Below are 15,853 nucleotides of genomic sequence, written 5' to 3' on the forward strand. Positions count from 1 at the left end.
CGCCAGACGGGACAGCTCAACCCGGTGCAGCCGGCGCCGGCTCAGCTCAACCCGGCTCAGCTCAACCCGGTGCAGCCGGCTCACACGCGACCGCGCCCGAAACGCCGACCGCCGATGGAACCGGTCAACCGGGCATGCCCACCACCGTAACCGCGCACGTACCGCAACCCGTTGCCACCGATTACCGCGTGGCCATCGGGCTCTCGGCCGTCTTAGCGCTCGCTGTGATCGTTGCCGTGGTGGCGCGCGCATTGTCCTCGGACAACAATCCGCCATCCGGCAACCCAGCAATCACGCGCCATGGCACCTGGACCGGATCGCGGAATCCCAGAGCTGCCAAGTCTGCGTGGGATCCCACGCCGTAGCGCACACCGGTTTCGCTGACCAACGCCAAACCGCGTTCAGTGCTGAGCACCGAGGTCCCGCGCGGACCGGAGAAACTGACCTCGGGGGCGTCGGGAATGGAAGAAAAGCTACCCACCGGCCGCGTTAAACCATCCTGTCCAGCACAGAGCCTCCCGGCGGGTGCGAAGGGAGCATCTGTGTCAGGAATAATTCCCAGGCTGCGAGGGCCTGGGCGCACGCTGGGCTGAGCCAACACCTCCGCCAAACTGACGCGGCGGGCAGGAACACCGATGATCGCTTCCGCATACGTCCGCCGTGGCCCCTTAAGTTCCACTACACCCCCGCGTAAGGTGAGGAACACCCGATCATCTGCCTGCAGCAACCGACCCGTGCGATCAAACGGCTCCGGCAGCCCCGTCGGGATGTGTTTGCGCAGAACGCCCGCGGTGAGATCCGGCAGGCGATCAAATTGCTGAACCACCGGCCTGGTCACGTTATGTTCCGGCACGCCCAATAAGCGGGCGGTTTGGTCATCAACTTTGGCGCGTTGGGTGCCGTGCACAAGCCAAACCCCACTAGGCCCCCGCAACACACCGCTAGCGAACGTCTGCGCCTCGGGCGCTACCTCTACCCGCCCACCATCGCAGACCATCCATGCACCACCCGGGCTTTGCACCAGTTCAGGTGCAGCAGGCACACCGATCGCCGGCCCGTGCGGGAACTTCTGAATCTGCTGGAATGTGCTGTGGGTCGGCTCCACGGGCTGCCGCGCCACCAACCGAGCAGATGCCACGTTCGTCACCGGGTGGAAGGCCTCCCCCAGCCGGACATACAACCCGCCGGCCTCATCTTGTGCCAACACCGCTTCATCCACCGCGGGTTGTGGTCGCAGCAACGCTAGCATCACGGCACCACCGGCGACCAACATGCTCATCAGCACTCCCACCGCAATGGCACGGCGCTGACTGCGCAGCGGGTCATGCGCCATGCGCGGATCACCCATAACCAGCGCTAACTCCAACCGGCGGAGCAAAAAACCCACGCCTGAAACCTGCAAACCGGTAGTCCGCATTGTGTCCCCCTAAAATTTTGTCTTCCCCGGTGCCAGGCGGATCTAAGGTCTTCGTAGTGTTCCACATTCCCCCAGCGCTCATCAGTGTCCCATGCTTGAATGGAAATCGCTTGGCAACGAAGGGGATCGAATCACGCTCCGGCAATTCAAGGGGGACCACGGACAGTGGATGCTTTAGCTTTAACCACAACAACTCTCAGCGGTGTGACGGCCGCGACAACGCTGGCAGCCGGCGGGTGGGCGCGGTGGCGCGCTCGTCAATCGGGTGAAACCAGTCGCGCGCACTTCTACCTCATCGCACCTGCGCAACACCTGTGGCAACCCACCTCTGGGTGGTCGCTTGATGTGGCACGGTTGTGCGAGGGGGCCGGGCTTTCTTTACACGACGCCCACTTCTTCCACCACCCCACCTCCACCGGGGTCTCGCCTTACCCCGGTCGCGGGTCTATGGCGCGGTGTGTGGTGTCCATTCCCAGCACAGCACGGGACGGGTTCAAACACGCAGCGGCTGGGTGCGGGGTGATCGCGGTGGAAACACCGGAAGCGCGCACCAACCGCGGGCCGGCACAGCTTGGGCACAACCCGGTTGTTCCGCCAGCCCGCGCCCATCGCGCATCCTCACAGTCAGATCACACCGCAAGTGCTCCAACCGATGTGACCGTTCCTGTCGAAAGCGGGTGGCTGCTGGGGCTCAACGGGTACGGCCGCGCGGTAGAGATCTTCCCAGTACCGGGTTCTACCGTGTTGGTACTTGGTCCGGCCCCCTTAGTTCAGATCGCTTTGCGCAAACTACCGTGGTTGCCTGGATTGTTCACAGTAATCAGCGCGGAGAACCCAGCTAGCGCCCTACAAACCGCACGTCCTCACAATGCCTCTTCGGCCGACAGTTCCACTCAAAATGTGGAGACCCTGTGGCGCCGCGCGTGGGATCCTCATCAAACCCGAATTGTTGTGGCCGACCATGCGGCCATTGCCCCCACTTTGTGCAGTGCCGCCGATGCGATCATCGACCTCACTACTGACGTGGGGCGCTGCACCATTCGCTCGCCGTGGCCCACCACCGAAGAACGTCGGCCGGACCACACCGACGCACAGCGTTCAAACGCGATACTCCACTTCACTCTGAGTGCTTAGAATCCCCAACCCTGGTTAATCCCCGGCGCCCCCGCGCCCTGGGCAAGGGCCCCAACACCGGGAGCAGGAATGCCATTGTTTGGCGCAGGCACGCCGTAGCCATATCCCGGATTCGGAGCGTAGTAACCCTGCCCCGGTGCCTGATAGCCAGGCACTCCCTGCCCCGGTGGATACTGTGGTTCAGGTACGTACTGGGGCGGCGGTGCGTACGGCACAGCTGGCGCGGGCACTCCTGGTGCTCCTACGCCCGGTGCAGGAGCAGTACCCGATTGCGTTTCTGCACCATTACCTGGATTGGTTGGCGCGCCTGCCCTCGGTTTCTTCTCGGGTTGCTTCTCCGCTGCCGCTTTATCCGAACCTCCGCGCTCTTCTGGGTTTGCCCCTGGCGCTGCTGCGTCCTCCTTCGCGAGGTCGCGATCCCACTTCGTCGGGCGGTGGAACGCCTGTTCCTTGGCCTTGCCCTGGCGGGAATCCTCGCCAGAGTGCACCTTCGGCAATGGCGGCAATTCATCGGGTGATTCCGCCTCACCGTTCTCGCGGGCCTTCGCCAGTTCCTCATCGGTGAGCTGCGCATTGACCGCAAAGATCGCGGTCGCGCCGTCCTTGTACACCGGCGTGAGGCCAGGGGCTTTCCACAACCCCTTGACCTGCGCCTCGATGTTTTTCTGGAAAGACCAAAACGACGGTGGCGAAATGATGTAGTACTTCACGTTCAGGTCCCGCGCCGCGAAGTCGGAGATATTCGCGTAGTCGCTGCGATCCCCCTTCATACCCGCGGTATTGGGGGTCCACTGCCGCATGGTGTCGGCTTCGCTGCCAGGTTCCGGGCTCAATCCCGCGCCGATCAGATCCGGGTGCCACAGCATGGCCTGGGTCGCGGAATCTTTGGGCGTCTTCGCCAAAAGGAAGTGGCGGTGCAGTGCCGGTAAACCATGCAGCGGATACATCCAGCCGGTGCCCTCGTGGGAATTGTTAGCGATGATGCCGTCGTAAGCACCCGGTTGCCGCGTCAACCACTCGAAAGCCCCCTGTTCCTTATCCCCCACCATTCGACCGTCGCGGGAGGCCGCCACCGCCCACGCGTACCTGTTGTCCAAAGGGGTTTGCGTCCACGGCACCAACCCAATAGCGATTCCAATGCACGTTGCAATTGCTAGGGCTCCGGAAATCCGCCCGGTCCAGCCACGGCCGGGTTTGACGCGGCACGCGGCGCGGCGTCGTTGTAAAGAAGGAATGAGCAAAAAACCACCCAGAACGAACCGCACTACCGCAGCTGCGGCCACGGCCGCCAAGGCAGTCGCGAACAGCGCCAACGGATTAAACAAACGGTGGGCAGAGTTGTAGTTCAACCCGGACAGGAACCCCGCGACCACACCGGCTGGTCCATCAAAGTTTTTTAAGCTGTAGGCTGCCACCGCTGCAAGCACACCGCTGGTGGCTGCAGCCCAAATATTTCGACGCCACAACAGCAATATGACCGCACCTGCAATCGCACCCACGATCAACCACCATTGAGTTGCTGCGTAGTGGTTCGCACGGGATTGCAGTTCAAATACACGCTGCCATGCATCGCCGTAATCGGGGACCTGCTGTTTGTTGAAGCCACTGACCTCGCTGGCCTGCCCACTGCCCACGGTCCACTGTGGCAGCATCAATGCGCCACCGAGAACCGTGGGAAGGCCCAGCAACAACACGTCTTTAACTCGAACCCACAGGCCGTGGAGGAACCCTTTCTTCGTGCCACGGCGTTGGTCGGTCTGACCCGTTGGCACAAACAGCTTCCACAACAACCACCACAAGCCAACGATCACCGCGGTTACCGGCACCGCCGATGGGTGGATGGCACCAATACCCGCAACCACGAGCGCCACGGCGGGAATGGTGATGGGGCGAACCGGTGCCATACTCAGCGCTGCGGCCCCAATACCGACCATGGCCAACGCAGAGGAATTCGGCCACGCGCCGGTGTAGTACTCCACGTAGAACACGGGGAACACTCCGGCGACCGCAACGGCAGCCAGCCCCGCAGCCAAGGACCCCACCAGTCCACGCCGCCCGACCAATAGCCACGCCAAAAACGCTGCCGATAGTGTGGAACCCAACGCGGGCAAGACCACGGAGGTCACGTTCAGGGCCTGCACCGGCTGCATGTTCATGTATTCCTGCAGGGCTGCGCCCATTGTGTGGAACCCCGTGGGATAGAACAGGGCGCTGTGGGTTTCGATGTTCTGCAGTTCCCCCATCCGGACAGAGCTTGCCACCCCAGTTTCCTGAATGAAGCGGAATACCGAGGCATGCCAGTGCGCATCCCATCCTTGGAACACATTGTTCAACCCGTCAGGCTTGCTCTCGATAACATCCATTGCGCGCTGAGTAATCAAAGTGAACCCTGCAACCACACCAGCTAGCGGTGCGATCCACATGGGATCGAATACTCCCCCATGCCGCTGTGGGGACCTAAACCACTGCTTGAGCGACCTGCCCCGCCACCATGGCTGATAGCCTTCCAACTCCGCCCGCGGCATCAGCTCGCGTTCTAATTGCCGGGCCCGCCGGCCTCGTCGCCACACAGTCGCCGTCCATGTCAAGCGCCACAGCAAACCCACGACTGCGAACACAGCGGTACCTTGGAGCAACGAATCGAAGGTCACCGCAATGTCGTGGCCGCCGTACCACCAGGCCAGGACGTTCCACACACCAGCAGTAATCACCACCCCCGTGGCTAGGGCCCACGGAATGCGCATACCAGCACACCATCCCACCACCGCACCGGGCAGAATGAAAATCGCCAACGCCGTGACGACTGCAGAAAAGGCTGTTATCAAGTGCTCTCTTCTCCTCGGTCTTCGTACTCGATAACTTTAGCGCTACAATTCCGCCGTTGTACGCACCGCGCGGGTCACCTCTGCTCGGGCCGCCAGCTCCTCGTCCGCAGGGTAATCCACTTGCACCAAGTTCAACCCTTCCGCGGGGGCCACGAGCACTTTCGAACTGCGCTCGTCTAGTTGTAACAACTCCGCGGTAAAGCCCTCATCACGTTTTCCCTCACCCACGGTCAACACGGCCCCCACCAGCGAGCGCACCATTGACCAGCAAAATGCATCCGCCGCCACGCGCGCCTCATACGTCTCCGGTTCGGCCGGTGTGGAGACGTCGAACCACTGGAATTGTTGTAATTCGCGGATCGTGGTTGCTCCTTCCCGCGCTTTACAGAACGCAGCGAAGTCGTTGAGCCCCACCAGCACCTCGCTGGCGGCTTTCACTTTGTCCAGGTCTATGTGCCGACGCCACCTCGCCGTATCCCGAACCCGAACCGGCCGAGGGCCCGCAGTGGCAGTGGTGACGCGGTAAACGTAGTGGCGTCGAAGCGCAGAAAAGCGAGCGTCAAAACCAGCAGGGGCTACGCTTGCCCCATGAACCCGCACGTCGGCCGGCAACATCCGGGACAACCGGCGGACCAGATCACCGGGGTGTTGCAGGCTGCGCTGCGTGAATGTACTAGCGGGAACATCGAAGTGCGCGACTTGCCCATCGGCGTGCACCCCAGCATCGGTGCGGCCAGCGACGGTGAGTTGGACGGGGTGACGCGTGACCAAGCTGAGCTTTTCCTCCAGCACCCCCTGGACCGTACGCAAGCCGAATTGGGAGGCCCACCCGTGAAAGTCCGTGCCGTCGTAGGACACGTCGAGGCGGACCCGCACTGTGTCTCGATGGGCTGGGTTGGGCGCTAAGGAGTCGGACGGGGGATTCACTGCGCCGGACTGAGGTTCTTCGGCACCGACCTGCGGATCCGTAGCACCGACTGGGGAATCCGTGGCGCTGGTGTGGGCCTCCGCGGGTTCGGAGTGCGCGGAGCCATCGGCGGGTGTTGCTGAGGTCATACGAACAATTGTTGCTGTTGAACGCGGACATAGCAAAAGGCCGGCCGGATGATCACGGGGATCACCCAGCCGGCCTGTGGTGGCAGCAGCTAGCCGGCTGGTCTCAGCCGACTAGTGCACGCATGTGCACGCGTGTGCACGCATGGCGGGAGACTACTTCTCCTCAGCCTCGGTAGCCTCAGCCTCGGTAGCTTCAGCTTCCTTGGCCTCTGCCTCAGCCTGAGCGTCGGTTGCGGTATCAGCCTCAACCTCTGGTGCCTCTTCAGCCTTGGTCTCCTCGGCCTTGGCCTCTTCAGCCTGAGCCTTCTTGGAGTTAGCGGCGCGGACGGCACGCTCTGCCTCGGTGGAAGCGGTCTGCTCCAGAACCAGGGAGATCTGGCTTACAGGAGCGTTGTCTCCCTTACGGTTCTCCAGCTTGATGATGCGGGTGTAACCGCCGTCACGGCCTTCGAACTTTGGAGCCAGCTCGTTGAACAGGTAAGCAACAACTTCCTTGTTCGTGATGAGCTTCAAAACGTTGCGACGATCAGCCACGGTGCCACGCTTGGCCTTGGTGATGATCTTCTCAACGTATGGACGCAGCAGCTTAGCCTTTGCGTCGGTGGTCTTGATGGCGCCGTGCTCAATCAGCTGAGCTGCGAGGTTGGCCAGGATCTTCTTCTGGTGGGAAGCAGAACCGCCAAGGCGGGCGCCCTTCTTTGGGGTAGGCATTTGTTCTCCTCGTGTGGATTGTTAGTGAGCGCAGTACGTGCGACTACTCCGCGATGTCTTCACCCTCGGTATCGATGAACTCGCCGGTTTCAGCGTCGTAGCCCTCGATGTCGTTGATGTCGAATCCCTCTGGGGCGTCCTTAAGGCCCAAGCCCAAGCCAGCAAGCTTTACCTTGACCTCGTTGATGGACTTCTGACCGAAGTTACGGATATCCAGCAGGTCGGATTCCGTACGGGCGGCCAGCTCACCAACGGTGTGGATCTCTTCGCGCTTCAGGCAGTTGTAGGAGCGAACGGAGAAGTTCAGGTCCTCGATCGGCATGCTGTAGGCAGCGATGTGCTCGCTCTCCTGTGGCGATGGGCCGATCTCGATGCCCTCTGCTTCGTTGTTCAGTTCCTGAGCCAGTCCGAACAGTTCCACCAAGGTCTTACCCGCAGATGCCATGGCATCGCGAGCGCTGATGGAGTTCTTGGTCTCCACGTCGAGGATCAGCTTGTCGAAGTCCGTGCGCTGCTCCACACGGGTTGCCTCGACCTTGTAGCTGACCTTCAGCACTGGAGAGTAGATCTGGTCAACTGGGATACGACCGATTTCGTTAGAAGCGGTGGCGGCGGGAACGTAGCCACGTCCGCGCTCCACAACCAGCTCGATATCCAGCTTGCCCTGCTCGTTAAGCGTGGCAATGTGCAGGTCAGGGTTGTGAACCTCAACGCCAGCTGGTGGCATGATGTCCGCACCGGTGACCGCGCCTGGTCCTTCCTTGTGCAGGTTCATCACCACGGGCTCGTCAGAGTCGCTCGACAAAACGAGGGACTTGATGTTCAGGATGATGTCGGAAACATCTTCCTTCACGCCTGGGATGGTGGTGAACTCGTGCAGTACACCTTCGATTCGTACAGAGGTCACAGCTGCACCTGGGATGGAGGACAACAGCGTGCGACGCAGGGAGTTGCCCAAGGTGTAGCCAAAGCCTGGCTCCAGTGGCTCGATAACGAACTTAGAGCGGGATTCGTCGATGAATTCCTCGGTCAAAACCGGGCGCTGGGAAATCAGCATGGTCTTTCGTTTCTCCTTTTCGGCGACCGCTATTTGACGCCGCTAGGGGTGACCCGAATCTGCCAGCCTTCACGCAGGGCATCGCTTCCACTTTCGTGGTGGGACGACGCCCCGCTGGCCAGCAATAACGAGTCGACATTGGGTAGTCGGTTTGTGCCCTGTTCTCGATATAAGGGACTTCGCTAGAAAGCTTAGCCGGATTACTTCGAGTAGAGCTCGACGATGAGCTGCTCTTGCAGCGGAATGTCGATCTGAGCGCGCTCGGGCAGCTGGTGCACGAGGATGCGCAGGGTTGCTGGGACAACCTGCAGCCATGCAGGAACCACAGCGTCGACGAGGCGCTCTTGGGCCTCCTCGAACCACAGCATCGAACGGGACTTCTCGCGAACGTCGATGATGTCGTACTGGGTAACGCGGTAGGAAGGCACGTTGGTCTTCTTACCGTTCACGGTGAAGTGACCGTGGGAAACCAGCTGACGAGCCTGACGACGGGTGCGTGCCAGACCAGCGCGGTAAACCACATTGTCGAGGCGGGTCTCCAGCAGGATGACCAGGTTGTCACCGGTCTTACCTGGGCGACGGTTTGCCTCGGTGTAGTAGCGACGGAACTGACGCTCCAGAACACCGTAGGTGTACTTCGCCTTCTGCTTCTCCTGCAGCTGCAAGAGGTACTCGGATTCCTTGATGCGAGCGCGGCCAGCCTGTCCCGGAGGGTACGGACGGCGCTCGAAGGAGCTGTCACCACCGACGAGGTCGACGCGGAGGCGACGGGACTTGCGGGTAACTGGGCCAGTATAACGAGCCATTATCTATTCCCTATCCTTTCTTCTCTTAAACGCGACGACGCTTGGGTGGGCGGCAGCCGTTGTGAGGCTGTGGCGTGACATCAGCGATGGAGCCGAGCTCGAGACCAGCGGTGGCCAGAGAACGGATGGCGGTCTCGCGGCCGGAGCCGGGACCCTTGACGAAAACGTCAACCTTCTTCATGCCGTGCTCCATTGCCTTGCGAGCGGCGGACTCAGCAGCCAGCTGCGCAGCGAATGGGGTGGACTTGCGGGAACCCTTGAAGCCAACGTGGCCGGAGGATGCCCAAGAGATAACAGCACCCTTTGGATCCGTGATGGAAACGATGGTGTTGTTGAAGGTGGACTTGATGTATGCGTGGCCGTTGGCCACATTCTTCTTAACGACGCGACGGCCGGTACGGCGTGCGCGGGTTGGAGTCTTAGGAGCCATTACTTCTTCTTTCCTGCGATGGTCTTCTTAGGACCCTTGCGGGTACGAGCGTTGGTCTTGGTGCGCTGGCCACGAACGGGCAGACCGCGACGGTGGCGCAGACCCTGGTAAGAACCGATTTCGATCTTGCGACGGATATCGGCCTGAACCTGGCGGCGGAGGTCACCCTCGACCTTCCAGGTGTTCTCGATAACGTCACGCAGAGCGGACAGTTGCTCGTCGGTCAGATCCTTGGAGCGCAGGTCAGGAGAGATGCCGGTCTTTTCCAGCAGCTCCTTGGAACGGGCTGGGCCAATTCCGAAGATGTATGTGAGTGCAACCTCCATGCGCTTTTCGCGTGGGAGGTCAACACCAGCAAGGCGTGCCATGTGGCTTATTCCTTCCGGATGAGCGGCGGTTTTCTCCACACTCATCCCTCGTCACCCATGTTGCGCACGGTGGGCTATTCCCTCGGGACCTACGCCACAGTTGCCATTTCCAATCGTGGAAGTGAAACTGCCTTGCTGGGAGGCCGTCTTCATCGAGTGAATGCGCTTTGTAACACGCAAAACCAACGCTGCATAACGCGCGCGTTGGGGGCTAAAGGGCTCCAGCCGCCGCGGCCGGAGGTATTGCTTGGAGCGAGCATGCCCCTCGGTAGCTACCGAGTAATAGTGCGCGCCCCAATGGATGTGCGGAGGCTTACGATTTACTTGTAGCGGTAAACGATGCGTCCACGGGTCAGATCGTATGGAGAAAGCTCCACAACAACCCGGTCCTCAGGGAGGATACGGATGTAGTGTTGGCGCATCTTGCCGGAAATGTGGGCCAAAACCTTGTGCCCGTTATCCAGCTCGACACGGAACATCGCGTTGGGCAAGGGCTCGACAATGCGGCCCTCAACCTCAATTGCGCCTTCCTTCTTTGCCATATCCTCCACGTTTCCCCGGCACCGTTTGTGCCGGTTGAATGCTGTTTTGCTACGTACTATGGTCTTCGGGCTAATCGGTTGTTGGGATTCTGCCCACTTGCTCGAAGTTGGCATAAGCGAGTTGCTACTACCCCGTGTGCGGGGGCCAGTGTTGACTCAAACACCGATTAACTTTCACACCAGCCCTTAACGATACACGCGACCTGCGCGAATCCAAAATCTCGCCTGAGAGTGCAACCAACCCCCGCCTATGGAAAAAAAGGGGCTCACTGCACCGTGAGACCCCATCAGTGAGAGCCAGATGTCACCGCACCCCACGGGGAGCGGGCGATGCTACTGCTGGACTACTGCGCTACAGCAGCCCCGTCAGTGGTCGCGCGCTCTTTACTCCCCAGCTCCCCCTTAGCGAAGCGGTTGATCATCATCGCGATGGCTCCATCGCCGGTGACGTTACAAGCGGTACCGAAAGAGTCGATGGCAACGTATGCCGCGATCATGAGGGCCACCTGCGACTCATCAAAGCCCAACTGAGATTCCAGCAAGCCAACTGCTGCCATGATGGCACCACCCGGAACACCGGGGGCAGCCACCATCATCACACCGAGCAGGAAGATGAAGCCGAGGGCGGCGCCGGGCGTCAAAGGATTATTTGTAAGGAACATGACAGAGAAAGCAAACAAGCCAATCTTCATCATGGACCCAGACAGGTGCACGGTCGCACACAAAGGAACAACGAAACCTGCAACGGATTCACTCACACCGTTTTTCCGGGTGGATTTGTAGGTGACGGGAATGGTGGCAGCCGACGATGCTGTCCCCAGAGCCGTGAAGTACGCCGGCAGCATGTTACGCAGCGCCTTAAACGGGTTCCCGCCAGCAACTGCGCCTGCGACGAGGTACTGCAAGATAAGCACAACCCACGTCATGATGGTGGCCAGAATCAGAACCTTGGCGAAGGCAACCAGCACGAATTTCAGGTTGCCGTTCATTCCCATCGTGAGGAACACACCAAAGATGTAGACCGGCAGCAGCGGAATCACGAAGGCTTCGATAACCTTCATAACCACATCGCGCAACTCGTTGGCACCGGCCTGCAGGGTTTTCGCACCGATGTTCGCCATAGCAATACCGACGGAGAATGCCAGCAGCAGGGCAGCCATCACTTCCATTGGCGCTGGCATCTCCACCGTGAAATACGGAGCCAGTGCCCCCTTATCGATATCGGGGGCTTGCACCATCGACTGCCCCTTCAGCAACCATGGGTAGACCGATTGAGAAACAGCCCATGCCAGCAACCCGGACAGGATCGTGGAAACATAGGCCAACCCGGCGGTTGCACCGAACCACTTGCCCGCACCTTGGCCCAAATTAGCGATCGCAGGGGTGATGAGCGCGAAAATCAGGACTGGGACGAAGAAGCCTAGGAAGTTACCGAATAGTCCGGTGAATGTTGCCGCGCCGCGACCGAACCAGTCTGGTGCGAAGAAACTCAATACGATGCCCAAGACGATGGCAATGAAGATCCAAGCCAGGAGGGGCAAGCGCCGTTGTTGTGCTTTCATAGCGCCAGATTAATAGAATGTGAAGCAATTACATAATATTCATAAATGCGTAAAGGGGTAGCCGGGCTACGGTGTGCGCCCCCGGTAATCTGCCTCCGGTGCTGCGGGCACTGCACTGCGCCCTGATGCTACGGTCGCGGCACTGCGCCTTGGTGTTACGGCCGCGGTACTGCGCCCCGTGTTACGAGTACCGCACTGCGCCCTGGTGCTACGGTCGCGGCGTGAGGATACGCGGTCCTTCAGCGGTGGCCACCACGGTGTGCTCCCAGTGCGAGGAGAACGACCCATCGTCGGTGACCACTCCCCAGTCATCATCCAGCACAAACGAATCACAGCTACCGTTGGTCAGCATAGGCTCGATTGCCAACACGCTGCCTTCTTGAATGATCGGCCCGCGACCGGGGCGCCCCTCGTTGGCTAGGTACGGCTCTTCGTGCATGGTCCGGCCAATGCCGTGGCCACCGTATCCGTCCACGATGAACAGCTTCAGCCCGAATTTCTCCTCCGCCTGCCGCGTCGCTTGTTCCAGAGCCCCGGACACATCTGTCAGGTGGTTGCCGGGCACCATCGCCTTCAGCCCCTCGTACAAAACCCATTCGGTAGCCTCGTTGAGCTTCCGGTTTTCCTCCGCCAGCTCCCCGATCCCGAACGTCCACGCCGAATCTCCCACCCAGCCGTCCAAGGTGGCGCCGCAGTCGATGGAAACCAGGTCCCCCTCCTTCAACACAACATCTGCCGAAGGAATGCCGTGGACGATCATGTCGTTGACCGACGAGCAAATGGAGCCCGGGAATCCCTCGTACCCTTTGAAGGTTGGCACCGCTCCAGCATCTCGGATGGTTTGCTCGGCGATCTGGTCCAGCTCTAGGGTACTGACGCCCGGCTTCGCAGCGTCTTTCACTGCCACTAGGGTCCTACCGACGATTTCTCCGGCTGCCTGCATGGCGTCGAGCTCTAAAGAAGTTTTTGCAGCGATAACCTTGTTCTTCCGCCTGAAGCCCATGGTGCCTTTCCTTGAAAACGGGGTGATTGACAACGAGATGTAAAGAGAAAAACCCCGGGCGGGGAAAAGTTGTGGTTCCCGCTCGGGTTCGTGTTACTGCGATGGGTGCGCTGGGATGATGACCCCCGGCCCCTCGCGTGTCGTTGGATTAGTTATCCAGCGCGTCCAGCGTGGTGGTGGAGATATCCTCTACGCTACCTTCGGCATCGATGTTCAGCAGTAGATCACCGTAGTGCTCGATTAGGGGCGCGGTCTCATCGCGATAGACCTGTAGGCGGGTACGGATGGTGTCCTCGTTGTCATCATTGCGACCACGGGCCAGCATGCGCTCTACCACCACGTCCTCAGAAACAACGTAGTTGATCACTGCGTCCAGGGACTGACCTTGTTCCTTGAGCATCTCTTCCAACAACTCAGCCTGCTCGATGGTGCGTGGGAAACCGTCCAAGAGGAATCCGTCGGCAGCATCGGACTGAGCCAAGCGATCGCGAACCATGTTTGCCGTCACGGACGTTGGCACCAGCTTGCCGGCGTCCATGTACTCCTGCGCCTGCTTGCCCAGCTCGGTACCCTTGCTGATATTCGCGCGGAACAGATCTCCGGTGGAGATGTGGGGGATCTTGAGGGAATCGGAAAGCAGGGAGGCCTGCGTACCCTTTCCTGCGCCGGGAGGGCCCAGCAGAACTAGTCTCATTTGAGGAATCCTTCGTAGTTGGCTTGCATAAGCTGCGACTCAATCTGCTTAACCGTAGTCAGTGCCACGGAGACCAGAATCAGGATAGCCGTGCCACCGAATGGCAAGGACTGGTTGCCGGTCGCAGAGGTCTGCACACCCATGTTAATCAGAATGTTGGGCAAGATGGCGATCAGGCCAAGGTAGACCGAACCGACTACCAGCAGTCGGTTCATGACGTAGCCCAAGTATTCCGCGGTGGGGCGTCCCGGACGGATGCCCGGGATAAAGCCACCGTACTTCTTCATGTTGTCCGCCTGATCATTGGGATCGTATTGCACGGAAACGTAGAAGAAGGAGAAGAAGATGATCAGGAACAGGTACAGCAGGATGTACTGCCATGCGGCTGGATCCTGCAGAACCGACATGACGTTGCGGTTCCACCAGTTGTCCTGAGCTGCCTGTGGGTTGCCCGACTGAATGATCTGGGTGATCAAGATCGGAACGGTCAGCAGGGAGGAAGCGAAGATCACTGGGATAACGCCGGCCTGGTTGACCTTCAGCGGCAGGTACGTGGAGGTCTCACCGTACTGGCGGCGGCCTATCATGCGCTTGGCGTACTGCACGGGGATGCGGCGCTGCCCCTGCTCCATGAAGACCACGCCGATGACCAGGATCAGCACACCGACCACAACGGCCGTGAACACGGGGCCACCAGAGGTCTGCAAGATGGTGGCGCCTTCACCCGGCAGCGAGGTGGCGATGCCCGCGAAGATCAGGAGGGACATACCGTTACCGATGCCACGGTCCGTGATGAGCTCGCCGAGCCACATCACCAACACGGCGCCGGAGGTCATAACCAACACCATGGTAACCAAGCCGAAGACATCCACGTTGTCCTTCAACACGGGAACGCCCTGGCCCAGCAGCTGCTTGCGGTCTGCCAGTGCAACAATGCCCGAAGACTGCAGCAATGCCAGCGCCACGGTCAGGTAACGGGTGTATTCCGTCATCTTGGCCTGGCCGGTCTGGCCTTCCTTCTTCAGCTGCTCAAACTTTGGGATCACCACGGTGAGCAACTGGATGATGATGGACGCCGTAATGTACGGCATGATGCCAACCGCAAACACGGACAGACGCAGCAACGCGCCACCGGAGAAGAGGTTGATCAGAGAGTAGACCGCAGAGTTATTGGTCAGCGACTTGATCTGGTTTGTGATTGATGCGTAATCAACGCCTGGGGTCGGAATCTGGGATCCGACACGGAACAGGACGATCATCGCAAGAGTAAAGAGGATCTTCTTGCGGAGATCTGCGTTTTTGAACGCCGAGACGATGGCGGACAAATTAGCCTCCCGTGGGCAGGCACCGTGATGTGGGATACAAAGGGCGGAAAGTGCTGGTATCCGCAGCCTTAGCAACCACCATCGGCAACTTGCCTGGTAATTTCAGTCCCTCTGCGAAAGCAAAAAGACACACTTGGACATAGAACTACCCAAGATTAGCAGCATTGGCCCCCGCATTAAACTCGAGCCGGTTTAATAAACCATGCGTAATGGGTAAGAAAAGAAATAGAAGGGCGCTCAACCCCGAGGGATTGAGCGCCCTTACTTGGCTACCGAGAGACCTTATTAAGCCTCGGTGATGGAGCCACCTGCGGCTTCGATCTTCTCCTGTGCAGACTTGGAGAACTTCTGCGCGGTGACATTCAGCTTCACGCTGATATCGCCATTGCCCAAAACCTTGACCGGCTGCTTAGCGCGGACCAGGCCTGCAGCAACGATGTCTGCTACTGCAACATCGCCACCGTTGGGGAAAGCCTTTTCCAGGTCGGAAACGTTGACAACCTGGAAGGTGACCTTCGCTGGGTTCTTGAAGCCCTTCAGCTTTGGCAGGCGCATGTGCAGTGGCATCTGGCCACCCTCGAATGCTGCCGATACCTGCTTACGAGCCTTGGTGCCCTTGGTACCACGACCAGCGGTCTTACCCTTGGATGCCTCACCACGACCAACACGGGTCTTGGCCTTGTTGGCACCCTTGGCGGGACGGAGGTCGTGGAGCTTGATTGGATCGCTCATTTTTCCTACTCCCCTGCCACTTCTTCGACCTGAACCATGTGGCGCACGACGTTGACCTGGCCGCGGACGGCTGGGCTGTCCTGCAGGACAACCGACTGGCCGATGCGCTTCAGGCCCAACGAACGGATGGCGTCACGCTGGTTCTTCTTAGTTCCGACGAGACCCTTGAGCTGGGTAATCTTCAGAGCCAT

The 15,853-nt window shown here is 59.9% G+C and carries 16 protein-coding genes; 1 reads left to right on the forward strand and 15 read right to left on the reverse strand.

The features are described 5' to 3' along the window. Window positions 1-181: 181 nt before the first annotated feature. Window positions 182-1,417, reverse strand: a complete 1,236-nt coding sequence (gene eccB, locus CAURIC_RS09200; RefSeq protein WP_035113648.1) for a type VII secretion protein EccB — start codon at window positions 1,415-1,417, stop codon at window positions 182-184. Window positions 1,418-1,621: 204 nt separating this feature from the next. Between eccB and CAURIC_RS09205 the strand changes: the two genes are divergently transcribed. Beyond that, window positions 1,622-2,551, forward strand: a complete 930-nt coding sequence (locus CAURIC_RS09205; RefSeq protein WP_035113647.1) for a hypothetical protein — start codon at window positions 1,622-1,624, stop codon at window positions 2,549-2,551. Here CAURIC_RS09205 and CAURIC_RS09210 read toward each other — a convergent pair. The 14 genes from CAURIC_RS09210 to rpmD all read right to left on the reverse strand — a co-directional run bounded on the left by CAURIC_RS09210 (window position 2,548) and on the right by rpmD (window position 15,853). Beyond that, window positions 2,548-5,376, reverse strand: a complete 2,829-nt coding sequence (locus CAURIC_RS09210; RefSeq protein ID WP_070433791.1) for a DUF6541 family protein — start codon at window positions 5,374-5,376, stop codon at window positions 2,548-2,550. The two genes, CAURIC_RS09205 and CAURIC_RS09210, sit on opposite strands and share 4 nt — an antisense overlap. A gap of 42 nt (window positions 5,377-5,418) precedes the next feature. Beyond that, window positions 5,419-6,432: a tRNA pseudouridine(38-40) synthase TruA gene (gene truA / locus CAURIC_RS09215; protein ID WP_235700705.1), complete on the reverse strand. Its 1,014-nt coding sequence runs from the start codon at window positions 6,430-6,432 to the stop codon at window positions 5,419-5,421. Window positions 6,433-6,585: 153 nt separating this feature from the next. Continuing rightward, on the reverse strand, window positions 6,586-7,143 hold the full coding sequence (gene rplQ, locus CAURIC_RS09220; protein WP_290182582.1) for a 50S ribosomal protein L17: 558 nt from the start codon (window positions 7,141-7,143) through the stop codon (window positions 6,586-6,588). Between the two features lie 43 nt (window positions 7,144-7,186). Further along, the gene (locus CAURIC_RS09225; protein WP_035113643.1) at window positions 7,187-8,200 is read right to left on the reverse strand and encodes a DNA-directed RNA polymerase subunit alpha; all 1,014 of its coding nucleotides are present in this window, start codon (window positions 8,198-8,200) and stop codon (window positions 7,187-7,189) included. A 200-nt stretch (window positions 8,201-8,400) separates the two neighbouring features. Next, entirely contained in the window at window positions 8,401-9,006 is a 606-nt protein-coding gene (gene rpsD / locus CAURIC_RS09230) for a 30S ribosomal protein S4 (protein WP_290182584.1), read from the reverse strand. Between the two features lie 25 nt (window positions 9,007-9,031). Continuing rightward, window positions 9,032-9,436, reverse strand: coding sequence for a 30S ribosomal protein S11 (gene rpsK / locus CAURIC_RS09235; RefSeq protein WP_013889187.1), 405 nt, complete (start codon window positions 9,434-9,436; stop codon window positions 9,032-9,034). Then, window positions 9,436-9,804 (reverse strand): 30S ribosomal protein S13, encoded by a 369-nt coding sequence (gene rpsM, locus CAURIC_RS09240; protein WP_025403538.1) that lies wholly within the window; start codon window positions 9,802-9,804, stop codon window positions 9,436-9,438. The genes rpsK and rpsM overlap by 1 nt, the downstream gene beginning before the upstream one ends. A 320-nt stretch (window positions 9,805-10,124) precedes the next feature. Beyond that, window positions 10,125-10,346 (reverse strand): translation initiation factor IF-1, encoded by a 222-nt coding sequence (gene infA, locus CAURIC_RS09245; RefSeq protein ID WP_005519800.1) that lies wholly within the window; start codon window positions 10,344-10,346, stop codon window positions 10,125-10,127. 344 nt (window positions 10,347-10,690) lie between these two features. Further along, entirely contained in the window at window positions 10,691-11,908 is a 1,218-nt protein-coding gene (locus tag CAURIC_RS09250; RefSeq protein WP_035113640.1) for a dicarboxylate/amino acid:cation symporter, read from the reverse strand. A gap of 208 nt (window positions 11,909-12,116) precedes the next feature. Next, window positions 12,117-12,911 carry a type I methionyl aminopeptidase gene (map, locus tag CAURIC_RS09255; protein WP_035113639.1) on the reverse strand — a complete coding sequence of 265 codons (795 nt, stop codon included), beginning with the start codon at window positions 12,909-12,911 and terminating at the stop codon, window positions 12,117-12,119. Window positions 12,912-13,059: 148 nt separating this feature from the next. Then, window positions 13,060-13,605: an adenylate kinase gene (locus CAURIC_RS09260; RefSeq protein ID WP_035113638.1), complete on the reverse strand. Its 546-nt coding sequence runs from the start codon at window positions 13,603-13,605 to the stop codon at window positions 13,060-13,062. Continuing rightward, window positions 13,602-14,930 carry a preprotein translocase subunit SecY gene (gene secY / locus CAURIC_RS09265; RefSeq protein WP_035113637.1) on the reverse strand — a complete coding sequence of 443 codons (1,329 nt, stop codon included), beginning with the start codon at window positions 14,928-14,930 and terminating at the stop codon, window positions 13,602-13,604. Before secY ends, CAURIC_RS09260 begins: the two co-directional genes overlap by 4 nt. A gap of 285 nt (window positions 14,931-15,215) precedes the next feature. Further along, window positions 15,216-15,662, reverse strand: a complete 447-nt coding sequence (rplO, locus tag CAURIC_RS09270) for a 50S ribosomal protein L15 (protein ID WP_035113636.1) — start codon at window positions 15,660-15,662, stop codon at window positions 15,216-15,218. Window positions 15,663-15,667: 5 nt separating this feature from the next. Then, window positions 15,668-15,853: a 50S ribosomal protein L30 gene (gene rpmD, locus CAURIC_RS09275; protein ID WP_035113635.1), complete on the reverse strand. Its 186-nt coding sequence runs from the start codon at window positions 15,851-15,853 to the stop codon at window positions 15,668-15,670.

Source organism: Corynebacterium auriscanis, from assembly GCF_030408435.1.
GTDB lineage: Bacteria > Actinomycetota > Actinomycetes > Mycobacteriales > Mycobacteriaceae > Corynebacterium > Corynebacterium auriscanis.